Source organism: Rudanella paleaurantiibacter (assembly GCF_009184635.1).
Lineage (GTDB): Bacteria > Bacteroidota > Bacteroidia > Cytophagales > Spirosomataceae > Rudanella > Rudanella paleaurantiibacter.
In genome coordinates this window covers 133,331-159,715 of the sequence record NZ_WELI01000013.1, presented here as the reverse complement: position 1 = coordinate 159,715, position 26,385 = coordinate 133,331, and the positions used below count along the sequence as shown (strand labels likewise).

Genomic DNA, 26,385 nt, shown 5'->3' with positions numbered 1-26,385 from the left:
CTGAGCCTGCCTGTCCTGGTAGAAGAGGGGTGATTTTAGTCCATTCCTGCTCGGTGATCTCATAGCGTCTCATGCCACAAAGATCGTAGGATTGGGTAAGTTTATCCTAATTGTCCACACACTCTAATACGGCTCGGACTCGTTCGATGTCCATATTATAAAAGGTAGGCGCAACTTCCCTGTTTTTGACGGGCATCATGGGTTCACCGTTGGCGAGTTTCTCATAGAGGGTTCGTTCGGCGGCTGGTAGTCCATTTCCCGGCAGTTTGATTGGTAGCCCTATGGCGGGCTCGGCCTGGAGTCGTTTCAGCTCATGGGCGTTGGGCGAGTAGCGGATAAATGAATCGCCCGGATAGGTAAACCGCAAGGTTCCCTCGGCTGACGGCTCAAGGGGGTATCCCATTGTCCTGAGCAATGCCAGCCGGTCGGCGGGTTGGAGGGGTGCGTCGGCCAAGAGGTTGAGCATATTCTTGGCACCTCTGGCAAAATGCTCGGTGTCTTTCTGTTCAATGGCGAATGCCTCTTTCAGGCGTCCGGCTTTGAAGTTGGCGACTACGGCTTCGGCCTCGGCGCGGCCAACCGAATGCGGGGGGGCGTTCAGGTAAGAGACCAGCCGGGAGGTGGGAAAGTCGGCCGGGTTACGAAGCAGGCTGCTTTCGTAGAAGTAGCCTTTCTGCATCCGGGCTGCGGGGTAGTCTTTCCAGAGTAAGCTTTGGAGGTAGTTGCTGCGGGCGTTTCTGCGTTCTTCCTTTTTCTCAATGGGGCGTTGTTGCGGCTGCTTGATGCCCACTGTGGTTGTGAACAAGGTTTGCAACAGAACGGCCCCGTTCTGTCCCTGCAATTCGGGGGCTCGTTCGACAAGCTGTTTTTCGAGTTGCCGCTGGCGGTCCTCCCGCTTGCTGTCGAGGGCTTGCTGATAGAGCACCATCGTCCGGCCTACGGGCGTGTTCAGAGCTTGAATACGGTCAGTATAATCGGCAGGCAGGGCGGTCTGTTCCAACTGACGTTGGAGGGTTTCGCTTAGGACCACGAAGCTACTCGGGGGGGTATTGTAAAATCCAGCCGTGGGCGGGCTTCCCGGTGCCGTGTTGAGGACGATGCCACGGGTGTAGAGGGCTTCGACGATACCACCTGTACCGGCCGATCCGCTCAGGTCGGGCAACTGCTGGAGGTAGGCCCGATTGAGGTCTTTACTCAACGTTTCAAAGGTGGCCGGTGGCAGCAGGCTTTTCAGGATGACTACCCGCACGGTATAGGGCGAAACCCCTTCGATGGATTTGCCGGTGGCTGCGGCCAGCAGAGCGGCCTTCTCTTCCCGGCTAAAGGTTTGCGGTATGGGAACCGGAGCCCCGCTACGGGCGACGAGTTTGCCGTAATCAGCCGGGGCAATGGGCATTCGGTGTACCGATGAGGAGGGATGCGTCAGAGCTTTTCCCTCGGTTCCGGTATCGGTGAGGACAAACCCCATTCGTTCCAGAAAGGTGATCCGGCTCTCGGCGGGAATGGGCATAGCCATAGCCAGTTTGAGAAACTGCCCGGCCTGTTGCTCAAAGTAGCTTATTTCCCGGCTGATGATCTGGGGGAACTGTTCGCGCTTGTAGCGTTCAAATTCCGATACGGCCCCGGTGGCCACGGCTGGCGAATGACCCTTTCGGATCAGTTGATCCCGGAGATGCTCGAAGGGGAAAGCGTTAATCAGGCTGCTTTCAAAAAAGATGTTCGTTTCCTTTTTATAGTCCTGGTAGGATTCGGAAACCAGTTTTCCTAACCGTCGACGTTCTTCGGGTGTCGTGGGGTTGGGTGGGTTTACCGGGGCTGGGGGGCGTACATTGCTGGCGGGTGACTCAGGGGGAGGAACCACAGAGAGCGTAGGCTGCGGAGCCTGTGTCGGGGCCGGGGCCCGAACCGGTGTGTTGGTAGGGGTTTGCAGCGGATAGATACGGCTTTCCCGGATTACGCTTTCCTCCACGAAGTTCCGGTGCAGGTGCCGGTAGGTGTACATCGGCCCCAGCTCGTTTTCGCTGTACACGGCTCGTTTCTGGTGGTCAACGTAAACGTAGCTATCGTTCTGTTCGAGTACCTGAATGCCGGCATCGCGTAAGGCGGCTTTGAAGTCGACCTCGGAGACGTGCTGGAAGTCGCGCATACTACGCTCGATCCGCTTGAGCAGGGCGGGCCGGTTGGCGGCTTTCTTCTGGCTCCCGCTACGAAACCGGTTTTCGAGTCGGTCAAGGGTCGGCGCGAAATGGTAGGAGCTGGCTTTGACCGATGGACTCAGGGGCGTCTTCTCCTCGTCAGTGAGCTGGAAGGTGATCCCTTTCCATGTACTTCCTAGTTTCTGCCCCAGCACGTTCATTTGCACGTTATAGGCACCGATGAAGGCGCTGAACTCTTCGAGCCGGGAGAAACTGTAATCGCGCATGGCCGTCTGTACGACGTTGCCGATGGCCTTCTTGGTTTCCTGCTGGCCGTAGTGGATAGCGTGTTCGGGCAGTGTAGAGGAAATGGTCAGGATTTGATTTTGCTCTTCGGCCTTGATGAGGTTATGGGCTATCTCAAGCTCCTTGCGGGCGGTGTTGCACCGATGCTTGATAAAGTCTTCTGATACCTTATTGCCGTTTCCGTCAACAAGTACAGATACAATATGGGCATGAGGATGGGCGGTATCGTGATGGCGATAGATAACATAGGGCTGCTTACCGAATCCCATCTTGTCCATGAACTCTTGCCCAATCTGGGATAGCTTCTCGTCGCTGACGGTTTCCTGTGGACTGAAAGCGAGTACGAAATGAACCCCCGGTTTGCTGATACGGGGATTGAAACTGGCGTAAAGTTCTAAAACATGCGAACGAAAACTTTCCCTTGCTGCCAGCTTTTCAGAGACAAAATTTTTGGTTAACAGAACGGAGGCTTCACCGTTGTCTACCTTCTGATCGTTGTAACGAGCGGTACCCTTTACACTGATGCTGGTTGTTAATTTTACGATCATCTTTTAGGAGTTAATCTTGGTACCACGCTTCAATTTTTGCTATCAAGGCATCAAGGTCAGCACGTTGTTTGTTCAAGCTATTTCGAAGAGTTTCCGATGATTCTACTTCTAAATGATTTGCCTTTTGATTGATCTCTGCAAGGCTTTCGCATAGGGTATGAAGGTGTCTATTTATAAGCCCCAGATAGGTCATGATACTTGCTGATAACTGAGCATCGGACTGGTTTTGATTTTGGTTTCTCTTGCGAGTCTTGCGTACACCATTCGTCTGCATAACCTTCCCTTTTAGAAAATTGGCAAACGAAATTTTGGACTGTGCTGACGCGATTTCGTGCTCGTGAATGAGTTGTTCTTGTTCGCTTTCTGTTACTCGAAATGATAAAACGTAGTCGCTATTCTTTCCGACTTCTCTCGGCTTAGGCCCACTTTTCTTGCGGTAATTCGGACGGGGCTTCTCCCCTAACTCAAGTTCGTGTTCTTCCATTTGTTTTTGCTTTTACGGTTTCGTGTTTTAGGCCCGGATGCGTTAGCGGAGGGCTGGGTCGGGTGTGGCCTCGCAGAGCAAGAGCAATTTTGGAGACGAACGACTGAACCGAGCGAAGCGAAGGGTCAGGAAGTTTGTTTACAAAATTGCTCTTGCTCCTTCTGTTAAAGAAGGCATTGGGCTGGGTGAAGTTAGGCATCCTGATTTGTATTTGCAAGCACCGATTGAAAATGCATATTGTGGGAATCTGGCTGATCTGGCTGATTTTATGCCTAACGAGCGTAGCTGTGTAATTATATAAAGTGCTGTTAATCAGCCAATTGCTATTTTGGCTGTTTTCGGAGTATTTCAGTCGAGTCCGGGGTGTTTTTGTATCGGTGCTGGTGCATTGATAGGGTCGGGCTTATCCGGGCCTATGTCCAGGTGGTTGCCTGGTAGTGCCTGTTGATGAGGCAGAGTAGTATGGGTTCGACGTGCCGATGTAAAGGCGGGTTTTATGTTATGGATTGGTATTGAGCAAGGGGTACTCAAGGCGAAAAAATGTAGTGGTTTGAGGGTATGTTTTAGATGAATTTTGGGTGAAAAATGGGAAGTCGAATTACAAAAAGTGTTGTACATAATTTTTGGATTTGGTTTGAGCATGATGCTTTCGTCATTGAAAATTTAGGGTAGGAAATGGGCAAAAAATTATGTAACTTTTATAAATGCGTTTACAAAAATTTGACCCTTAACATTTTTATATACAATGAGTTAAAGAGCTGGTCTTCTAATTGCTCAATTACTCAATTGCTCAATTACTCAATTGCTTAATTACTCAATTACTCAAACCCCCAATTGCTCAATTACTTAATTGCTCACTCACTCACTCACTTGGTTTATTTGTTGCTCACTCAGTTTGATTGTTGCTTGCTCAGTTTGTTTGTTGCTTAGTTGGTTGGTTTGTTGCTTGCTCAGTTTGTTTGTTTGTATATTTAGAAAGCTGATTATTAGTAGGTTAAAAAACCATGTAGATTTTGGGGTATAAATAATCCATAGCTGTATTGGTTTGTACTGTCCATTTCAATATAAATTAGCGTTCTTTAATAGCTTTTATATATCAAAACGGGTATGACAAAAATTCTGTGTTTCAGCTCCCAAAAGGGGGGTGTTGGGAAAACAACACTTACAGCGTTGGTGGCCACTCATTTATGGGCAAGTGGTAAAAAAGTGATGGTGTTAGATTGCGATGATCCTCAGCACTCACTTCACCGTCAGGGGCATAACGACCTCGACAAATTACGTAAAGAACCTCTGTTGGCACAGGAGTTTAACTCACAAGGACTAAAGCCCTATGAGATAGCTGCGTCGAATGTTATGCAAGCCGTCGGCTTGTTGCGTCTGTTGAAGGAAAGTGGCACGGCCGATTACATTTTCGTTGATCTGCCGGGTACGCTGAACGTGGCTGGTGTGGAGGGATTGAGTGAGCTACTTGATCTGTTGATCGTCCCCTTTGAGATGGAAGCTAAGGTATTTGCTTCCGGTGTGGAAACACTAACGTTCCACAAGCGAATGAACCCGTCATTACCGTTAGCGGTGGTTTATAACCGGGTCAAGAAAGGAGAATCGCCAGTATTCATGGAGTCGATCAGTGACTATCTGGACAAGATGAACTATGCGTACCGTTTCAAGACGATCCTGTATGATCGGGTTTTTATGAAGCGGGATAGCTCAACGTTGTTCCCCTCGACGGAAGGAATGGTGGAAAGTTTTATGGAGGAGTTTGCCAAGTTGGAAGAGCATTTAAACGAAACGATAAAGGGGTAATATGGCAAAGTCTAAGAATGGGATAGGCGTCCCTGACATAAATGCACTCATTGGGGATGGTTCGTCCCCGTCTTTGGACTCGTTTATCGCAAAGCTGGGTGTCAATAAAGAAGAAAAAGTTGACCCATCAGCTACGAGTATCGGATCTGTTCAAAGCGAAGGTCATCAGGAAGTCATTACAGAGAAGTCTTCTGGCAAAGGCGACAAGGAGACGAATGTTACTTCCGTTACTTCGATTGATCAATATATTGGGATATACGCTATTCCGAACAAGCAAAAGAATACAGTAAAGCACATATTGATTTCATCACTCGCTCACAAGCGATTACATGCAATCAAGGTTTACTGTGAGCGTGAAGGGATAAATACCAGCCTTCAGCAGATCCTGGACAACATATTAGTAGCGCATTTTGAGTCACATAGAAAGATTATGCGAACGATAGTTCGCATAAATATTCAGGCCGCGGAAACGGATCTAGATTTGTAATTTTTACAAACTACCCTTGCAAACACGACCGAACCATTGCAATTACTTGCATATGCAAGTAATTGCAATGGCGCTTAGCAAACTGCTAGTCAATCATCTATAATAGACATATCCTGCTTATGAAAAATGGTTTTTATTAGCCTTTCTAAAGTAATTTATCTGTTGGTTGAGAGATATTGCTAATTGCCAATAAAAGAGTTTCACCCACACTTTTGGTTATCAACCAATTCTATGGGATGTTCTCTGACTTTGCATCCCCATTGTCCACAATGACTATCCAGCAGGTTGATTGCTTTGACCTACGGCTCGTCATTACTTTAACCTCTTTGGTAATTCAAAATCACTGCCCACATTGCGGACAGGCCAGTGTTCACATTCATTCCCGCGATCAACGCACAATGGCTGAAAGAGCCTGTACCTGACCCATTAAGGTCTGTAAGTTGTGATTGTTCTTCGTCAATTTTGTGAACGGAGTAGCTATGTGGGGTGTTCGCCAATTTCACTCCGCCTATCTGCTCTTTGACTTGTCAGGCCATTGAACAGCAAACCGACGTATCATGACTTACATTACTAGTATGTCAGTTTATGCTAATTGTCCGCTATACGGCCATACCAGTGCCCGCCTTCATTCGCGGTATCACCGGTGGTTAACATACCTACCGGTGGCTGGCCAACCCTTTTTCTGGTTGCTACAAGTGCGTAAGTTCTTTTGTGATAACCAGACCTGTGATCGGCGTATCTTCACCGATCACTTCAACCACTACATACGACCTTACTCACGGTGGCTATCGAATAATCAAGGATAGCTACGCCAGTTAGGTTTAGTCGCTGGTGACCAGTGTGACTGTCTAGTTGGCTGTTTGTTTGGACTCCTCTTCAGCGGTTTAACGCTGTTGCGCTAGGCGCGGATATAGACGTTACCTATAGCTACGATACCACGTTTGCTGGGCGTAGACGACTGGGTGTGTAGAAAATGAGAGCGGTATTGCACCATCTTGGTCGATCTGGAAAGAAGTAGGCTATTGACCTGTTGCCCGCCCTAGCCCCCTCTGAAGACATGACTTAACAAACACCCCGGTGCCAAAATTATCAATTGGGATCTGGCCAGTACCTATGCCTTTCCCGCAGCCCAAGTCGATCCTCAGGGGCCGATCAACGGTATTCACTCGAGAACTTTGGCGATGCCATACAACGAAGTAGTGGAAACCTACTGTCCTACTATGAAACAGGCTCTTAGCGAAATAGGCGCCAAAGAGCAATTTCAGCCTGTTGAGCTACCTGCTGCATTAGCACAACAAATCTATTAAAAGGACAAGGAGTATCAGGTGGTCATCAAGTGTATCTGCTGATTCACCACTAAGTTGGACTTCTCGCGGCATATATGAGCGCTATCCCCCTTATCCCCCTAAACCTTCCATCGCTGGTGGCCTGTACTGCGCTGTAAGGAAATACCTCCGCCGACGGTGGAGTGAGGGTCAACGGCATATTAAAACGCTTCACCAGGCACTACAGACACCAGGCTATAAAGGAAGTTTTCAGAGCCTACACCGGGTCGTCAGTTGTTTTCTGCGCGAAGCAAAATCTACGAAGTTCACTATACGTCGAGTTGACTACCCGGTAAGTAAATGGCTGATTGGCGCGGCCTACGAATAGATGACCTACTCAACCCGTTAAAGAGTATATGCAACGTCTGTTTAACATCTGTCCGATGCAAAACAGGTTCGTACGTTAGCCTTGTCTTTTAAGGCGCTGATGAAAGCTAAGTAAGTAGACAAGCTCAACGAACGACTGGTAGAGGGCTGCGCGGCTCTGGCTTAGGAAGCCATCAAATTGTATGTAGTCTGCAATAGGACTGTACGACCCAAAGGCAAGCGTTCTCTTTGGAATGGACTAACGGCCAGGTCGAAGGTCTGGTGAACCCTTTTAGCGCACAAGATAGCCAGGACCGGGAAGGGTTCACTTAAGCCTGCCGCTCGGTAATCTATAAAGAACCAGTGATGTAGAATCCATATTTACTATACTTCGTAAATAGAATAGGTGATCGCTCCACAGGCCGGTCTCTCTTCGGCAAGGTCTAAATCCGGTGGCTGTTTACAAATCAGGCATCAGGTCATTATCCTTGAATTGGCGGATTAAATCATTTATCAAGTCAAGCTTCTTCCTGCTTTTGGCTATATTATGTTGTATATTCAAGAGTTTCTCATCGTGATATTGGGGCACATATTCATTTTCGGGCGAAAATAACCACTCAGGATTTAACTGTTTGTTTTTATAGAAGTAGAGAAAAGCAGAGAAAAGCGATGTCTGTGATACCTTAAGCCCGTTCTCAAGTCGAAAAATCAGGTTTTGAGTCGTTCCCATCTCCTCGGCTAATTCAGCTTGTGAAAGGTTAAGATCGCGTCTTAATATTTCAAAGCGTTGTCCGATTTTATCTTTTAAATTTTCGACTTCACCCAAGTCTATTTTTTGTACCATTAGTTTTCAAAATTATCGTCAATGCAATTTAGCGTTTTCTAAAATCCAACTGTGAACTTGATATAAAATTTAGATTAACGGATTTTATCATCCCTTAAACCCGATTTTCAATTTGTACCCAATTCACCTTTATATATCTGACATTTAGACACTTAAGAGCTTTAATGCAAGTATTACGAATCTCTATCCTAACTACGACAAAATCCTTGTCAGGCTATGCGCGCTGGTTTACAACCAAAAATTAGATATAAAAGAAATGGCTGATGAAAGGTTACACAAACTTAGAAATATACAATTTTATAGAAGTGAATCTTCTTTCATTCTCGATCTAATTTGTAGATTTTTTAATTTATAATTATTGATTTTTAAAATCAAATATGCGTCAAACTATAACAATAGCTAGAGACATCCTGCCGAGTAAACTAATGCTAATTCGATAAAAGAATTATTAATAATTTAGAATATTTTACTGTCATATCAGACTGTAACGAATGAATATTTTCCCTAAATTAATTTTAGATCATGGATGGACTAATATATTTATCGCTATTTCAATAATTTATATTTTAGATTGTCATAAAGCCTACTACTGAGCATACAATAAAATAAAATATACAACAACTCAATAACAGGGTAGGTGTACATGTAGTCATTTATTTACAGTATAAACTGCCAATAAAAATACTGTCAACGTGTACTTTTACGAGGATCTTGTCGTAGTTAACGGAACCATAGTTATGGCATGCTCAAACCCTTTAGAGGGAAGAATAGTGCACGTAAAATAGTGCCCAGTCCTATTCCTGGATAGGCTGGACGAATGTTATCTGAAAGGTTGAGGTCATCCCAAATATCGGCTAAGAATGGGGGAGAGGTTACGGGCTATCAGGGACGCATGATGGCTAAGACTACGAATATTCTCTCTGTAAATGACAATCAGGGTATTCCCTTAGCCTGTAGTAGGCCCAAAGCCGGGCAGCACAATGACTTGTTTGCCATTGAGGAGCAGTTTGGCGACCTCTGTGCACAACCTCAAGTAGTGAGCCTGCGAGTGGGTGGACTGTTTTTGAAGGCTGACGCGGGCTTTGCTTCGAGTCAGTGACGGACGGTCTGATTTCAACAAGACATCCAGGCAAACATCCGCCCCAATCCTCGCCGTGGGTCTGGGGGCGATGAGTATGTGTACTTCGATGAGGAGCTGTATCGTCGGCGTAGGCTGAAGGAGCGGAGTCATGCCTGGCTGGATGGATTCAAGACACTACTGATTCGCTTTGAGACCAAAGTTCAGAACTGGCTGGGTATTCATTGGTTAGCTTTTTGTCTAATTATGCTCATACTGACAGGCCAACTATAAAACGTTAGACACGCTTTTAAAAACAAATTGCTTTTGCAGAAAAAAACATTGACAGATAATTAAAATTACCCCCCCCCTCAAAATGGGCGCATCTTTGTATCACAATCCAGCAGGGAACTCACCGCAGCGGCCGGAAAGCCGATGGTAAAGGGACCGCCCCCTATTATCGGCCCCTACGATCCGCAGCTCATATCTATCTGGTAAATAGGTGTCCTGCCGCCAAGCAGGACAGGTTAACAAATCGAGAGTTGACTTATGCACTTTTAGTGGTACTTACCGGTACACTTTTGAGTTTTATCGCCACTTTTAATGGCATATTACAATAGAAGAGAGGTCTATTCCCTCTTGATAGGAAAGCTACCAGCATTCGCCTAAAGAAACGCTGAACGGGTATCTCAGAAAATAAGAGTGGGCAGACAGAAGCACAGCCTTACGCTAAGCAAATGAAATTCAATGGCTATTTTGTTAAGCCATTTCTACAATAGTGGTCTTCCGTAGCAACTCCTCATTTAATAACGGCCAGACAATGCGCGTTTGCCATTGCTTATCCGGCAGTATTTGGGCCGTCATCGATCCATTGTGCCGCTTGACTAACTCATCGACTACATTCAACCCCAAATTTGACCCGGCTGCGGCTGAATGTGACTCGTCTACCGTGTTTATAAATGTTACCGAATAGGTTGCACCGCTTCGTTCCCAGTTGACGAAGATTGTGCTGCCAACCGGGGAAAACTTAGTGGCATTATCGAACAGATTTCGAATGATAATTTGCATCTGCACTTCATCGGCCCAGATTTCATCAGCCGTTTCAACCGTAGCTATAGTCAGTTTCCGGCGCTGGATTCGATCGGCAAAAAGGGTCTGACAATCCGAAAGCAGGCTGTCAGGACAAAGCCACTCCATCCGGTCGCGGAGCATACCCTGTTGAGCGAGCGACCAATACAACAAGTTGTTGATCAGCCGACCCAGGTGACCAATCTGATCACTTACCTGCCCCATCAACGATGCCTGAGCGGGCGTATGGGTAGCGTATAGCGCAAGTTCACCCAGAGCAAATTGAAGATTTGTTACCGGTGAACGAAGATCATGACCGATAATCGCAAAGAGTCGATCTTTCGTAGCGTTAATTTGCTGTAGCTCATCCGCTTGCATCGCCAGAAGCTGACCCTGTTCTTCGGCTTGCCGCTGGAGCCGGCGGGTGCGAAAGAACAGATAACCAATTACTCCCAACCCAGTCAGCAGAACGATTGTCAACCCAATAAACCCATATTGTTGCCGTCGCACGGTAGCTAATTCGCGCTGCCGGGTTTCGGCCTCTAACTGCTTAATACGGGCCTCCTGCCTCAGGAGTTGTATAGTCCCCTCCTTAGCCGCCACCTTATACCGGGCTTCTACCTGAGCAACCGCTTTCATTTTGGCAACGGTAGCCAGACTATCGGTCAATTTGTGCAATTCCTGAGTGGTAGATAGCGCGTCTTCAAACCGACCGTATTTTTTTTGTAGCTGAAGCAGTCCCTCAAGAGCCGGTTGTACTAAATCGGGCCGGTTGGTTTTCCGGGCCAGGAGCAGAGCCTGGGCACCCGTCTGAAGAGCCGCCTGCTGTCGCCCCTGATCGGCTTGCAGATAAGCCAATTCCGTGTAAACCAATGCCTGTGTCGCGACTGATCTGTAGCGAAGCTCCCACTGCAACGCTTCCTTCAGAGCATTTTCAGCGGGTTGCCACTGGCGTAATTTTCGATACATTCGGGCCAAACCCGTCAGGTTGTTGGTCATGTACTCGGCCTGGTCGGCAGTGGGGAGCCTCCGAATCAGTTGCATCGCATGCTGTCGGGTATTCAATGCCGCCTGATACTTACCCTCTTCTTCCCACCGGGTACCCTGCTGGAATTCAGCAAACAATTGTTCAAGAAGATTTTTTGAACGACGGCCCAGATGGATCGCTAAATCCAGGTATTGCTGGTAGAGCGCTTTGTTGCCCATATTTCGGTAAATCGAAGCCAGCATAATCGAGACCCGAAGCGAATCGTTCTTCGGATAGGCGGGCGTACAATACCCAAACGTGGCATGGCAGTGGCGGGCCGATTCGGTGTAGAGCCCCTGATCGTTATAGACCATGCCCAGGGCATACCCTACCCGAAAGAGCTGCACGGTATCGTTTAGTTGGCGTGCTAATCGGTTGGCCTGGAGCAGGGCTAACGTACCCGCTTCGTACTGATTTCGTTTGCGTTCGCTTAAACCAAGCTGAAAATACAGGGACACAAGCCCCCGTTTCGATGACTGATGCCTGGCGTTATGCAGCGCTGCCCGAAGCAGCGCGAATGCTTCCGTATCCCGATTCGTGTCTCGCAGCCGTTTAGCGGAGTCGGCATAAGCCAACAGCCGGGTCGTTAGTGAATCGGCTGGTTGGGCACCTACCCACGCCGGACAACAGACATGGATGATCAGGATAATCCCTAGAATTACCCAGCAATTCCGTGTCATCCCTCGATCTCGCTGTGATTTCCTTTTTTCGACCGACCCCGCAACAACTGGCTAAATGTTTCGCGGTACTGTTGCCCAATCGATAATTTAACCGACCCAATCCAGACGGCCCGATGCTCGAACATGGTTAATTTGTCCAGATTAATCAAAAACGACTTCTGAATCCGCAGAAACTGACTCTGGGGCAGGCGAGCCTCAACCATGGAGATCGATTCACTGGTCGAATAAGTACCATCGACTGTATGGATTTTGGTGTAGGCACCAATGGCTTCCAGATGGGTAATATCGTTGAAATTGAACCGCTGTAGTTTCCGGTTCACGTACAGAAAAATACTCTGCGACTGGATGGTCCGTTCGGCCGTAGGGCGTGCTAAAGCACGATGTATAGACCGCGCCAGTCGGTCTGTCGTGTACGGTTTAACTAAGAAATCGACGACGTCGAGGTCGTAACAATCAAGAGCGTATTCCGGGTAATTAGTCGTGATAATAACGGGCGGTCGATTAGGAGACTCCCGTAACCACTCAATGCCTGACTGCCCTGACAACTTAATGTCCAAAAAAAGTAGGTGGCAGGGTTGCGTGAGCAAAAATGCCAGAGCTTCCTCAATGGAGCCACAGGTAGTAACCTGTTTAAGGGTGGTGATTTGGGCTAATTGCCGTTGGAGTATGGTTGCGTCTGATGGTGAGTCATCGACTATCAGGTAGGAGTAGTTTATCATACGTTTGGTCCGAGAGTATAAGAGGAAGCCGGTATACTGTTAAGCCGAAAATTAGCAATTATATACTTAGCAATTATATGCATTCATTTATACGGAGCAAATGAAATGCCGAATGCCCCTATTTTGGATATAATAGAACTTATGTAACAATGTAAAAAGCATATTTGGTGCTATTAAAACGACAAGTTATGTACTCAAGCCGTCGCTTTATTCCCTAATCATTGGATAGAGATATTTTTTGGGCATAAGATTGATTAAGGCCAATGAGCCTGCGTGCGACCTCTCCGCAGACCAAAATAATATGGCTCATTTGTGTACTCTATCCCAACGCTTTCCTCACGTTAACCTTTGGTCATGCACCCTATGGCTGATACTGGGCATTAGTTATTCCTTTATGGCTAACGCGCAGGTATCTGGAACCGTGTTCCGGGACTACAACGGAAACGGCATTAAGGACGCCGGCGAAGGAGGGGTTTCCGGCGTTACGGTCACGGCTTACTTCAACGCAACATTGACGTCGGCGATTAGCACAACAGCCGGATCGTACAGTTTTGCAGCCGCTACTATCCCGTCCGGCACATCCGTTCGACTCGAATTCACGGGATTCCCAACGGGTGATTATAGCGGACCATTTTCGAGCAATTCGGCAGGCAATGGTACGTCGGTCCAGTTTGTCACAGCGGGGGCCGCAGCCGCATCCATCAATTTTGGAGTTAATCTGCCCAACGACTATTGCCAGGCTAATCCCAGGCTCGTAACCACCTGTTACATCAATGGGGATAATAACACCACAGCACCCGTCGATGCGATGGTCAGTTGGAACTATACCGATTCTGGCACAACGACAACTAACAAAAAAACCGTAGCCAATAAATCCCAGATTGGCTCGGCCTGGGGGGTTGCTTATAGTAAAACACGGAAGCGAATCTACACGGCAGCCTTTTTAAAACGTCACGTGGGTGTAGGCCCTGGAGGGTTAGGCGCTATTTACATCTCAGACCCCAATGCAACTTCAACCAATGCGTCTGTATTCATTACCGTTCCCAATGCCGGTACTATTGCCAGTAACGCCAATCGGGGGTTAGGTGCCCCTTCGGCCCTAAATGCTGACCCGACCGCCTTCTCTTTAGTGGGAGCCATCGGTCTGGGTGACCTGGATATTTCGGAGGATGAACAATACTTATACGTAACCAATCTGAACGACAAGAGAATCTACATTATCAATATCGATACGCAGACGATTGTCACCAGTGTGGCCGTACCTGATCCCGGCTGTACGGGTGGGGATTTCCGGCCCTTTGGGCTGGCCTACCGGAATGGGAATCTCTATGTGGGAGTTACCTGTGATGCTTCCATCTCCAACAGCCGGGATGATCTGAAAGCGTTCGTATACGAAATGGACGGGGCCACCAACACCTTCTCCACTACGCCTGTTCTGCAATTCAACCTGAATTATCGACGAACACAAGCCTGGAACACTACTTTCCTCACTGCACAGGAACAATCTCGCTACTGGCATCCCTGGGTTAGCACCTACAATACAACGACGTTGAGTGGGGCACCTGTTACGGCAGCCGATTGGAGTTCACATCCGACACCACTCCTTTCCGATATGGTCTTCGATACCGATGGGAGTATGATTTTGGGCTTCATTGACCGCACGTCGCATCAGATTGGAGCCATTAACTATCAACCAACGGGCAACTCGTCCAATAACCTACAGGAGAATAACATTTCAGGCGGAGATATTTTACGGGCAACCGTATCGGGTACTACCTGGACTATTGAACCGCTGAATTACACCACAACGGGTACACCCCTGGAGTTTTATAGTGGCGAGTTTTATTCGACCGACCACTACGAAACGGCCCAGGGCGGCCTTGCACTCGTCAAAGGAAAAGGAGAAGTTGTTACGATTGCCATGGACCCCACCGTGGTTCGTACGGGTGGAATTATCAAATTAAGCAACACGACGGGTACGCAAACCGGTAACTTCCAAGTTTTTAGTGGTGAAAATCCTTTTTTTGGCAAAGCCACGGGCTTAGGCGACCTGGAGGCTCTCTGTGATGTAGCACCCATCGAAATTGGTAATCGCATCTGGCAGGATTATGACCGCGATGGGATTCAGGACCCCAACGAACCCGGCATTCCGAATGTGGTGGTCACGTTGTATAAAAGCAACACGCTGATTGCCTCTGCCACGACAAATACCAATGGAGGATACTATTTCTCATCGGCTTCGGGCACCAATACAACCTCAGCGATTTACAATTTAACGGCCCTGACTCCAGGGACTTCCGTTCAGTTGCGAATCGCTCAGACACAGACAGCTCTTGCCAGCTTCTCGCTGACGGCCGCCGACCAGGGAACAAGTGATGCCATAGACAGCGATTTTGCACCCAGTGCGGTGGGCTCAACTACGGCAGTGGCCAACGTAACGTTGGGTGTTACCGGGCAGAACGACCATACGTTTGATGCCGGTGTGTACGTGTGCCCAACCATAACATTTACCTCGCCAGGAGCCAACACCCAGTACTGCGGCAAAGGGACAGCTACGTTTACCGTCTCCACCAATGCCCTGTCTCCTGACGGGATTCGGCTGGTGGCTTATCCGGTAGCTGTGGATCCCTATTCAACCACGATTACCCCCGCCTTTGTCACCTCCGTGGCTTCCAGTACCGTCTTGGGCACTAAAACGCTTACCTTCAGCAACGTTCAGTTGCCGGACAATCTGAGTGGCACCAATACGAGCCTGTTTGTGTATGCTATACTGGTTTCGGCAGACGGACTCTGCAAACCCGTTAGCAGTCTGACCATTACGCTTAAGCCCCGCCCTAATACCGTTATTGGCGGCCCTCAGCAAGTCTGTACAGGCAGCACCGCCACTCTTTTGGCCGATACCTACAACGGAAGAGCTAGCTACCAGTGGTTTGTTGAAAGTGGCACTGTCTTAGTCAGCGGCAATAACCCCTACACCACCACTGCCATCAACGCTACCACAACTTACCGGGTACGACTCACTCTCGATGGTTGCGTGTCAGACGATGCCAGCATCACCGTAACGCCCGTGCCGTGTACGCCCTGCACGGCCAGTGCTACCAGCCTGGGCGGAAAAGTGTACCGCGATTTCGACAGTGATGGTACGGCAGATGCCAACGACCTGACTATGTCGGGCATTACGGTTACGTTGTTCCGGTGCGATGCCACGAACCAGAGTTCGCAAGTAGCCACGATGCAATCCGATCTCAATGGGGCTTATAGCTTTACGGGGCTGACCGCTGGCACTACCTACCGGGTGGAGTTCAGCAACCTGCCCGCTGGCTACAAACCCACCTACCGGGGCACCAACAACGGCACGACGGTTCAGTTTACCCAGCCGGGAAGCTGTACCACCAGTTTAGGCATTAATCAACCGATTGACTACTGCCAGACCAATCCCTTTATGGTCATTCCGTGTTACCTGAATGGCGCTTCAAATTCCAATGCGGATGCGCTGGTCAAGTTTGATTATAATAACACAGGTATAACACCCAAACCGACTGAATTAGCCCATGCCTCTGAAGTAGCCTCGGTATGGGGCGTGGCTTATGGCCGACAGACAAAGCAACTCTACACGGCTACCTTCCTAAAAAGGCATGTGGGACTGCGCGACATCAATAATGATGGGAAAGGCGACCTGGGACTGATTTGGCAAACGTCCAATCCGACCTCTACCACCTCGATCAATACTGTATGGGCTGACCTGACGGCTGCTCCCTACAACCTGGATCTGGGTACGATTGGCAACGATGCCAGCCGGGGCTTAGGAGCCACCAGCCAGCCCAATAACGACCCCACCTCTTTCCCATTGGTAGGCAAGGTGGGTTTAGGCGATCTTGACATCTCAGATGACAATTCGGCTCTTTGGGTAGTGAATCCGAAGCAGAATCAGTTGCACAAAATCGCCATTAACGCCGACGGTTCAGCCGGAGGTATGACTACCTTCAACCTCCCAAATGCCTGTAGCAATGCCTTCGATACGCTGTATGTGCAGGCTGGGGGAACCAATTTCAGCCGGGTAAACGGAGGCTTCGTCGGCGATAATTTCTATGTTGGCGGTTCACCGACAACGACCGGTCAGTCGGGTGTGCCCTACGCGCAGGCGCGTTCAGGGACCAGTTTTAGCTATCGGATTCCACTACCTAATGGCACGTATAATATCCAATTATATGTCGGCACTCAAGTGTCTGTGAATCAGAACTTCACCGTTGCGGGCACTACCCAGAGTTTTACGGCCACAGCTAATTCGAGACAGTCCGTGCTGGTGAGCAACGCAATTGTGACCAATGGTCTGCTGGATATTGTCGCTGCAGGGAATGCAGGAAGTAATGCATACTTGAGTGGCATTAAAATCTGGTCGGCCACCGGAAACCAATTAGCCGACCGCTCGTATCCGTTTGCCCTAAAGTATCACAACGGTAAAGTGTATGTGGGTACTACCTGTCCAGCCGAAGTATCGCAGGACTTTGCACATTTGAGCAGTACGGTCTATGAATTAGTCGATAATGGCTCAACCACGTTTACTCCCGTGCTGACATTGCCGCTTAACTATGCCAAAGGAGCTACATCCGGGGCTAGCTGCAATGGGAATAAATGGCACCCCTGGCTTCCTGTCATGCCGGGAACGTGTATATATATATTTAGTTACGAGGAACCTGTCTTATCGGACATTGAATTCGACGTGGATGGTTCGATGATTCTGGGGTATTTTGATCGATTTACGCATCAGATAGGGAATGCCAATTATCCGCCAACCGGAACAAATCTGATCTACAGTGCAAGCGGTGGCGATATTCTCAGGGCATGTTATGTCAATGGCGTGTTTCATCAGCCAGGAAGTCCCAACTGTCCAAATAATGCCGCCAATAATCAGGGTCCCACCGGGGGTGAATTTTACGCTGGAGATGTCGCAGCTGACCTTGCTCAGGAAGCTACCCAGGGGGGGCTGGCCTTGTTGCCGGGTCGGAATGAGGTTGCTACAAATGGATATGACGTAGAAACTGTACGGGATGGGGGCGTTTACTGGCTTAACAACCGCACTGGAGCAAAGAACCGGACGTATGAAGTTTATCCTAACATGGATAATGCTACGGGTAACTTTGCCAAAGGCACGAGCCTGGGCGATCTGGAGGTGCTCTGCGATCTGGCCCCGATTCAGATCGGTAATCGCGTCTGGCGCGACGACAACGCCAACGGTATTCAGGACCCCTGCGAGCCACCCATTCCGGGCGCGGTGGTCACGCTATACGATGCCACCAAAACAACTGCCTATGCTTCAGTAACCACCAGTGCCGCCGGAGAATACTATTTCTCAAGTACGACGATTACGGTTGGTAATTCAACCTCATCGGTAGCAACCACAGCCTTGACTTACAACACGGGTTATGCCGTCGTCCTCACCAGCCTGGGCACCAGTACGGTTGTAACGGGTTTATCGCTGACCAATGTGTCGCCGGTCACACCCAGCGAAAGCGGTACGGCCAACTCGGGTAGCTCACAAGTCAACAACGATGCGATACTAGTCAATGGCAAGCCCTGCATTGGGGTGACCACCGGTGAACCCGGCAGCAACAACCATACCTACGACTTCGGTATTACCATTCCCGAGTGTGCCAAACCTGAGATAGCCGTTAGTAAATCCCAAACGATTTGTCAGGGCGGCAGCTTTAGCTTACCGCTTTCAGCAACGATCATCAGCAACACGGTGACGAGTGGGTTGCAATGGTACTTTACCGATGCCAGCGGCAGTTCGTTCACCGCTATTAGCGGAGCTACCAGCCTAACCTTTAGCCCCACAACGGCTCAGCTACCAACGGCCACGGGCGGGGTTCGTTATTACGCCATCATGGGTCAGAATGGACTGAGTACTTCTTGTGCCGCCACGGCATTCGTGACGCTGCAAATTGACCCTATTGTCACGGTGGCCTTCAACTCGCCAGCGGCCAATACCCAGTATTGCGGCAATGGTACAGCTACCTTTACGGTATCGACCAATGCCACCGCCCCCGCCGGTATCAAACTCTTGGCGTTCACCACAGCCACCGACCCCTACTCAACCACGATTACGCCCGCCTTTGTCACCTCCGTAGCTTCCAGCACGGCAACAGGTACCAAAACCCTAACGTTCAGCAATGTCCAACTGCCCGACAATCTTACAGGAGCCAACATGGGCCTGTTCGTCTATGCGGTACTGGTGTCGCCCACCACGAGTGCCTGTCAGCCACCCCAGGCCAGTCTGATCATCACGCTTAAGCCCCGCCCTAATACCGTAATTGGCGGACCAACCCAGGTCTGTACGGGCAGCACAGCCACGCTATCCGCCAATGCCTTCAATGGCGCTACCTATCAGTGGTACGCCGGAAGCGGAACGGCCGTGGTAGGCTCCACGAACCCGTACACAACGCCCGCCATCAGCGCAACGACCACCTATCGGGTGCGGCTAACCCTGGCCAGTTGTGTCTCCGATGAGGCCAGTTTTACCGTAACGCCCGTGCCGTGTACCTCCTGTACGGCCAGCGCTACCAGCCTGGGCGGGAAAGTGTATCGCGATTTCGACAGTGATGGTACGGCAGATGCCAACGACCCGAATATGTCGGGTATTACGGTCACGCTGTTTCGCTGCGATGCTACTAATCAAAGTACTCAGGTGGCACAAATGCAGACAGACCTCAATGGAGCCTATAGCTTTACGGGGCTAACGGCGGGCACAACCTACCGGGTGGAGTTTAGCAATCTGCCAGCGGGCTACGAACCCACCTACCGAGGCCTTAACAACGGCACGACCGTTCAGTTCACCCAGCCCGGTTCCTGTACCACCAGCTTAGGGATCAATCAGCCCGCTGATTTTTGCCAGACCAATCCGATGCTGGTGACGCCCTGTTACCTCGACGGAGCCGTGACGCCTAACACCACCGCCTTCGACGATGTGCTGGTAGGTGTCAATTACGACCTGTCGGGCAGCATCTACCACCTGGCCATGCGGACTCAGATTGGTTCGACCTGGGGAGTAGCCTATGCCAAAACCGCTAAAAAACTCTACACAGCTGCTTTTCTCAAGCGGCATGTGGGCCTCAAGGATGGGAATTTAGGCCAGATCTATATACTGGATATGACCAATCCGACCAGCGCCAGTGCCACCATCACACCCTGGCTCAATGTGTCCTCGTTGGCGGGTGTTGCCGGGAACTGGCAGTTTGCCACCGATGCCCAGCGGGGGCTAACCAATGCAGGAACGCCCAGCCTGGACGCCCAGTCGTTTAGCCTGGTGGCAGGCATTGGCCTGGGTGACATCGACATCAGCGAAGATGAGAAAACACTCTATGTGATGGACTTGACCAACAAACAACTGTTGGCCATCGACATTGCCAGCAAAACCCTGACGGGTAAATATCCTGTACCAGAACTCTGTTCTACGACTCCCTCTACGGGTTATTTCTCGGCGGGTTCTAACAACGCTACCTTTACCGCTAACGATGGCAAGCAATGGCAGAAAGGGTATCTATTCGACATCTATGGCAGTTCGGGCAATTATAACCAAACCATTACGAACCCCAACAGTGTGACAGCGGGTACTGGCGATGCGGCTCTGTATACCAACTCGGCGTTCGTAAACGCCGGTTCGACGATGACCTACAGTTTTCCAGTGGGCAACGGCACCTTTGGGGTTAAACTGCATATGGCCACCAACGCCACATCGAATGGCCGCAACACAAGCGTGGCTCTGGAAAGTACAACCGTCTTATCGGGCTTCGATGTGTATGCCGCGGCAGGCAATCAGATCAACGTGGGCATTATCCGCTCGTTTACCACCACCGTTACCGATGGCGTGCTGACCATTGCCATCACCGCTAATACGGGCGGAGGGCAGGCGATGGTGTCGGGCTTTGAGCTGACCACGCTCAATGGCACCCCGACGGGCGAGACCCGCCCTTTCGCGCTGGCGGTGCATAACGGCAAGGTGTACGTGGGGGCGGTTTGTGATGCCAGCCATTCACAAAGCCGGGCCGATTTGCAGGCGAGTGTGCTGGAATTTGATCCGGTGGCAGGGAGCTATAATCCAACCCCCATACTGAGCTTTCCTCTTACCTATACCCATGGCCCAAGCTATGATGGTTGTAGTAATCTTGATCTTTTTCAATGGCATCCGTGGACGAGTATTTACCCTAATGGCATTGGTTGTTCTGGCGGTTTTCTATATGTTCAGCCAACGATGTCGGACATCGTCTTTGATGCGGATAGTAGCCTGATTATGGGTTTCTTCGACCGGTTTCAACACCAAACAGGAGCAAATATTGGTCAATATGCACCGGACTATACTCCCAGCAACGGGCGCGTGGAAGGTGGGGTAGTTGGAGGTGATCTGTTGCGGGCTTATTTCAATGGTAGTTCTTATGAACTCGAATATAATGGGAAAGAAGGCTCCAGCAGCCCAAAACCAACCACGTCGGGACAAAACAACGGAGATGGTATTGGCGGAGGGGAGTTTTATATCGATAATTTCCTTGGACATCATGAAATTAGTGTCGGTGGAATTGCCTTCAAGCCCGGCTCCGGGGAAATTCGTATGTCTGTAGGTGATCCGCTCGCTTATAACAGTGGTGGTCTAACGGGCTTTAATAACACGACCGGGGCCAAACAAAATGGAATTACTCTCTATAGCGGTACAACAGGAGGAACCCAAAATAAGGCCAATGGCCTGGGTGATCTGGAGGTGCTCTGCGATCTGGCTCCGATTCAGATCGGTAATCGCGTCTGGCGCGACGACAACGCCAACGGTATTCAGGACCCTTGTGAGCCGGCTATTCCCAGTGCGGTGGTACGGCTCTACGATGCGGCTAAAACCACGATTCTGGCCAGTGCTACGACCAATGCCGCCGGGGAGTACTACTTTCAGTCGGGTACAGTAGTAGCCGGGACATCGACTTCGGCCGTCACCACGACGGCCCTCACTTACAATACAACCTATGCGCTGGTCATTAGCAGTTTGGGAACCAGCACGGTGGTTTCGAGCCAGGCTCTGGCCCTGACCGATGTTTCGCCCCTCACGCCGGGCGAGATCGGCACGGTTAACACGGGCCTGACCCAGATCAACAACGATGCGAAAGTCGATGTGGTGGGTGGCATCAGCAGCCCCTGCATCAGGCTCACCACCGGGGGGCCGGGCGAAACCAACCATACGTATGATTTCGGTATCGTCAAGAGTACCTGCGTACCGCCTTCGGTCACGGTTCTGGCCAATGCCACCACGCTCTGCCAGGATAACAGCGTGACCGCTTATGCCAACGTCAGCCCAGCCGGTAGTTATACCTACTCGTGGGCGGCTCCACAAGGCGTAACGCTAACCGGCACCAGCTCGGCCACCGTTACAGCTACCAACCTGACTACCGGCACGAACACGTTCACCCTCACCGTGAGTAGTTCGCCTGTTTGTCTGACAACAACAACGGTCAGCGTGACCGTAACAGCCCTGCCCGTACCTACGGTCGTCTCACAAACGATTTGTGCGGGTCAACCAGCCGTACTGACCGTGCAAAACTGCGCCGGGGCGGTACAGTGGTCGGCCAGTGCCAACAACGCCACCTCCCAGTCTATCACGGTTTCACCCACCACCACCACGACCTACAGCGTGAGTTGTTCCGTTAACGGATGTGTTGGCTGGACAACAGCCACGGTGACGGTCAATGGCCAGCCCGTTATCAACAGCATGTCGGCGGGCATCTGTGTAGGCAACACCGCCAGCGTCAGCGTTAGTGCGTCTGCTACCAGTGGATCGCTCGAATACAGCTTCAATGGCGGAGCCTTTACGCCAGCCAATACCTTCACCCTGACGGCTCCTGCGCCCACAACCGTGACGGTGGTCGTTCGCACGGTTGGGACCAGTTGCACGGTCAGCCAGTCGATTCCGGTGAACTGCGCCTGTCAAACCCCGGCCACGGTGAGTTTGCTGCCCACCACCCTTCAAACCTGTGCAGGCTCGCCCGTCTCCTTCACGGCGGGTGTAGCGGGGGCCACTTCAGCTACCCTCACCAGTAGCGGCACGGGTATCTTCAGTAATGCGGTAGTGATGGGCTCGGTTACGCCAACGTACACACCCTCGGCAGCCGACGTGTCGGCGGGTAGCGTCACGCTGACCATCATCTCCAATGATCCGGATGGGGTTGGGTTATGTTCTGTAGCGACTCAAAGCCGGGTACTAACGATCAACCCCCTTCCAACGGTCTCGCTTACTTCCGCCACGATTTGCGCGGGTCAAACAGCTACGCTGGCAGCGAGTGGTGCCAGCAGCTATAGCTTTATCTCAGCGGGCAGTATCCAGACAGGGAATCAGTACGTGGTGAGTCCTACGCAAACCACCGTCTATTCAGTAACAGGAACGACCAATGCAGGTTGTACCCATACGGCTTCAGGCACGGTGACAGTAAGCCCCGCCGTTACCGTCAGCATAACAGGTAACTTAAGCATTTGCACCGGCCAATCTACCACCCTGGCAGCCTCGGGTGGGGCCGGTACAACCTATCGCTGGAATACCAACGAAACCACAGCCACTATTTCAGTGAGCGTAGCGGGGTCCTACTCGGTTACGGCCACCTCGTCAGCCGGCTGTAATCATACGGCCAGCACTTCGATAACCGTCAATCCGCTGCCTGTGTTGACGGTGACATCGGCGACGATCTGTGCGGGTCAAACGGCGACGCTGACGGTCGGCGGAGCTTCAACTTACAGGTGGAGCAGCGGTGTCACTGGGCCGTTGCTGGTTGTCGCTCCGACAGCAACGACGGTTTACTCGGTGACAGGCACTACAACAGCGGGCTGCTCAGCAGTGTCCAGCGGTACAGTCGTAGTCAATGGGCAACCGCAGATCAACGGTATTCGGCAAAGCACGGCCTGCGTGGGCAATGTGGCCAGCCTGACGGTAGATGCGATTAACACGGGTGCAGGAGTGCTGGAATACAGTCTCAATGGGGGCGCTTTCCAGACGAACAACAGTTTTACGTTGAGTGCACCCACGACCGTCACGGCCGTGATCGTGGTACGGACCCAGGGCAGTAGTTGTTCAGTCACCGAGTCAGTGGTGGTGAACTGTGCCTGCCAGACGCCGGTGAGCCTGACGTTTGTACCCACAACCCTGCAAACTTGCGCCACCACGCCGGTTAGCTTCACGGCGGGCGTGGCGGGGGCCACTTCAGCTACCCTCACTAGCAGCGGCACGGGTATCTTTAGCCAGAACGTGCTGGTAAACAATGGGGTACAACTGATTACCTATACTCCATCGCTGGCGGATGCCACGGCGGGCAGCGTGACCTTGACCCTGATGAGTGCCGATCCCGATGGGTCGGGCAGTTGTGTGGCAGATCAGATAGTTCGGACTCTGACGATCAATTCATTACCGAGTGTGTCGGCCACCTCAGCAAGCATCTGTGCGGGCGGGGTAGCTACCCTGAACGCAAGTGGAGCGAGCACCTTCCGCTGGAGCAATGGTGCAACAACGGCCGCAATTTCGGTCTCGGTGGCAGGAATTTACTCGGTAACGGGCGTATCAGCTCAGGGCTGTTCAAACGTAGCCAGCGGCACGCTGACCATATCTCCGACGCCTACACTGGGCATTACCCGTCGCTGGCTGACGACGACGAGTACGGCCCTGTTGACCGCCACCGGCTGTGTGGGCGGACGTATCAACTGGTCGACCGGAGCCACCAATACCGCCAGTATTACCGTACCGGTGCCCACCAATACCACCACAGTCTATGCCGCTACCTGTACAATGGGTACGGGGTGTACGGCTAACGCGGTCATTTCGTTCAATACGACGCCGGGAGGTGAGGACAACCTACAGGTGAGCAATGCCTTGGTTTGTCAGGGTAGTCCGGCCGTATTGACGGCGACGGGCTGTTCGCAGGGCAATCTCCTATGGAGCACCAACGTGCAGACGAGCAGTATCTCCGTGGCTGGCCAAACGGCCAGTTACACGGTGACTTGTACGGATAATAAAGGGCAGCTAATTGCGGTAGGGAGTGTTTCGGCAGTGAGTGCCTCCAGTGTAACGGTGGCGGCTATCCCTGGTGAAACGGTACCTGTGGGCAGTTCGGTGAGTCTGGTTGCATCCGGCTGTACGAGTGGTACGTTGAACTGGTCAACCGGAATGGGAGACAGTGGAAAGTCTCTGGTGGTCGTGACGCCAACTCTGGGCAGTGCTACTTATTCAGTGACGTGCGTGAGTGGAGTTGGCTGTGTGAGTTCAGCCAGTGTGGTTGTGGTGGGAATCACTGATGTTCAACCGAATGTACTTCTCCAGAAAGTGGCAAGTAAAACCCGTTCGAAAATAGGTGAGGTGGTTTCGTTCACGATTACGCTAACCAACAGCGGTGGCACTTCCGCCACAAGTATTGTGGTAAGTGATACGTTCTCGGCCGGCCTGTCGCTTGTTCCGGGCTCTGCGTTCACGGCTTCGGGAACATTTACTACCGGGATAAACGGAGGCCAATGGCTGCTGACAAGCATTCCGGCAGGGGCAACCGCTACGCTGACTTATAGTGCGAGTGTGGTAGCGGAAGGTGTTCTCTACAATACGGCGAGTATTCCGGGTCAGGAAGTTTCGGTTTGCCTGAGTGTACCTATTCGGGTGTGCAAAGGGCTCCCGTTTGCACTGCGTCTGCTTGCACCGGTTGGTTTCAGTCGATACCAGTGGTACCTGACGGCCCCGGGAGCCAGTAGCTCAACGTTAGTTTCGGACAGTGGGCAGGAAAGTTTCACGGCTACCGCTTTGGGTGAATACCATGTGCAGGTCGATAACGGCCAATGCCCGAATGGGTCTTGTTGCCCGGTGGTTATCGAGGAGACAGAAGTCCCTTCTTACACGGCGTTGGTGAAGCAACCCTCGTGCGTAGGCAGTACCCCGCAGGGTAACGGTGAGATTCGTCTGGCGAATTTGGGAACTGATCCGTACGTGTATCAGGTGTCTCGCGGAACTTCGTTTAGTGCAAGCGAGGCGTTAACGGCGGCCGCAGCGGTTCCGATGAATGGTGTGGTCGGAACAGGCCTTTTACCGGGTAACTACACCGTTCGCGTATGGTTGCTGATCAATGGGGAGGCATCGTGTCCAAGAGATCTGTCCCTGGCATTGGTTGATAACTGTAGCTGTCCGGCAGGGTTATGTGTTCCCATAACCGTACGAAAAGTAAAGCGCTAGGACATAGCTAACTTTGAAAGTTGACCAGAACCTGCTCGAATCACCGATGCATCGGGTCAGGTTCTGGTTTCAATCATTTACTTGGTCGATACAAAGTTGACTCGACTCTATATCTTCTTCAATCCCCAACACGTTCTCCATTTCGTTGCAAAGCCCCTCTGTGCAGGCAAGCAACGCACCTGAGCCTCCGATAGGACAGGCTGTCCTATCGGATAATTTTTACAGTGTCTAACTACTTCTACCGCAAGATTTCACGATAGGACAGGCTGTCCTATCGTGAACTTACGTTCTTCATATACCCCATACGTAATCTCTAACTCCTTTACCGTGTCTGAATGGGGCTAAAAAAAACGGGCTAGCTTTACCAGGCC

General features: G+C 50.9%; 9 protein-coding genes. 4 read left to right on the top strand and 5 right to left on the bottom strand.

Annotated features, from left to right (window positions below):
• Positions 1-106: 106 nt before the first annotated feature.
• Both F5984_RS23590 and F5984_RS23585 read right to left on the bottom strand, forming a co-directional pair.
• Complete coding sequence (locus F5984_RS23590) at positions 107-2,989, bottom strand: relaxase/mobilization nuclease domain-containing protein (protein ID WP_152126680.1); 2,883 nt, start codon at positions 2,987-2,989, stop codon at positions 107-109.
• Between the two features lie 10 nt (positions 2,990-2,999).
• The gene (locus tag F5984_RS23585; RefSeq protein WP_152126679.1) at positions 3,000-3,473 is read right to left on the bottom strand and encodes a hypothetical protein; all 474 of its coding nucleotides are present in this window, start codon (positions 3,471-3,473) and stop codon (positions 3,000-3,002) included.
• Positions 3,474-4,580: 1,107 nt separating this feature from the next.
• Between F5984_RS23585 and F5984_RS23580 the strand changes: the two genes are divergently transcribed.
• Positions 4,581-5,276, top strand: coding sequence for a ParA family protein (locus F5984_RS23580; protein ID WP_152126678.1), 696 nt, complete (start codon positions 4,581-4,583; stop codon positions 5,274-5,276).
• Position 5,277: 1 nt separating this feature from the next.
• The gene (locus tag F5984_RS23575; RefSeq protein WP_152126677.1) at positions 5,278-5,763 is read left to right on the top strand and encodes a DUF3408 domain-containing protein; all 486 of its coding nucleotides are present in this window, start codon (positions 5,278-5,280) and stop codon (positions 5,761-5,763) included.
• Positions 5,764-7,854: 2,091 nt separating this feature from the next.
• On the opposite strand, the gene F5984_RS23570 is transcribed toward F5984_RS23575, so the two are convergent.
• Entirely contained in the window at positions 7,855-8,238 is a 384-nt protein-coding gene (locus F5984_RS23570) for a helix-turn-helix domain-containing protein (RefSeq protein ID WP_152126676.1), read from the bottom strand.
• An 895-nt stretch (positions 8,239-9,133) separates the two neighbouring features.
• Between F5984_RS23570 and F5984_RS23565 the strand changes: the two genes are divergently transcribed.
• Complete coding sequence (locus tag F5984_RS23565) at positions 9,134-9,337, top strand: hypothetical protein (RefSeq protein ID WP_152126675.1); 204 nt, start codon at positions 9,134-9,136, stop codon at positions 9,335-9,337.
• 717 nt (positions 9,338-10,054) lie between these two features.
• Here F5984_RS23565 and F5984_RS23560 read toward each other — a convergent pair.
• Complete coding sequence (locus F5984_RS23560) at positions 10,055-12,070, bottom strand: sensor histidine kinase (RefSeq protein ID WP_152126674.1); 2,016 nt, start codon at positions 12,068-12,070, stop codon at positions 10,055-10,057.
• Positions 12,067-12,789, bottom strand: coding sequence for a LytR/AlgR family response regulator transcription factor (locus F5984_RS23555; protein WP_152126673.1), 723 nt, complete (start codon positions 12,787-12,789; stop codon positions 12,067-12,069). Before F5984_RS23555 ends, F5984_RS23560 begins: the two co-directional genes overlap by 4 nt.
• Before the next feature lie 394 nt (positions 12,790-13,183).
• Between F5984_RS23555 and F5984_RS23550 the strand changes: the two genes are divergently transcribed.
• Positions 13,184-26,014, top strand: a complete 12,831-nt coding sequence (locus F5984_RS23550) for an SdrD B-like domain-containing protein (protein WP_185155628.1) — start codon at positions 13,184-13,186, stop codon at positions 26,012-26,014.
• Positions 26,015-26,385: the final 371 nt, after the last annotated feature.

Coding starts and splice junctions, on each gene's coding strand:
- F5984_RS23590 (WP_152126680.1), bottom strand. CDS start 2,989: ATGATCGTAAAATTAACAACCAGCATCAGTGTAAAGGGTACCGCTCGT.
- F5984_RS23585 (WP_152126679.1), bottom strand. CDS start 3,473: ATGGAAGAACACGAACTTGAGTTAGGGGAGAAGCCCCGTCCGAATTAC.
- F5984_RS23580 (WP_152126678.1), top strand. CDS start 4,581: ATGACAAAAATTCTGTGTTTCAGCTCCCAAAAGGGGGGTGTTGGGAAA.
- F5984_RS23575 (WP_152126677.1), top strand. CDS start 5,278: ATGGCAAAGTCTAAGAATGGGATAGGCGTCCCTGACATAAATGCACTC.
- F5984_RS23570 (WP_152126676.1), bottom strand. CDS start 8,238: ATGGTACAAAAAATAGACTTGGGTGAAGTCGAAAATTTAAAAGATAAA.
- F5984_RS23565 (WP_152126675.1), top strand. CDS start 9,134: ATGGCTAAGACTACGAATATTCTCTCTGTAAATGACAATCAGGGTATT.
- F5984_RS23560 (WP_152126674.1), bottom strand. CDS start 12,070: ATGACACGGAATTGCTGGGTAATTCTAGGGATTATCCTGATCATCCAT.
- F5984_RS23555 (WP_152126673.1), bottom strand. CDS start 12,789: ATGATAAACTACTCCTACCTGATAGTCGATGACTCACCATCAGACGCA.
- F5984_RS23550 (WP_185155628.1), top strand. CDS start 13,184: ATGGCTAACGCGCAGGTATCTGGAACCGTGTTCCGGGACTACAACGGA.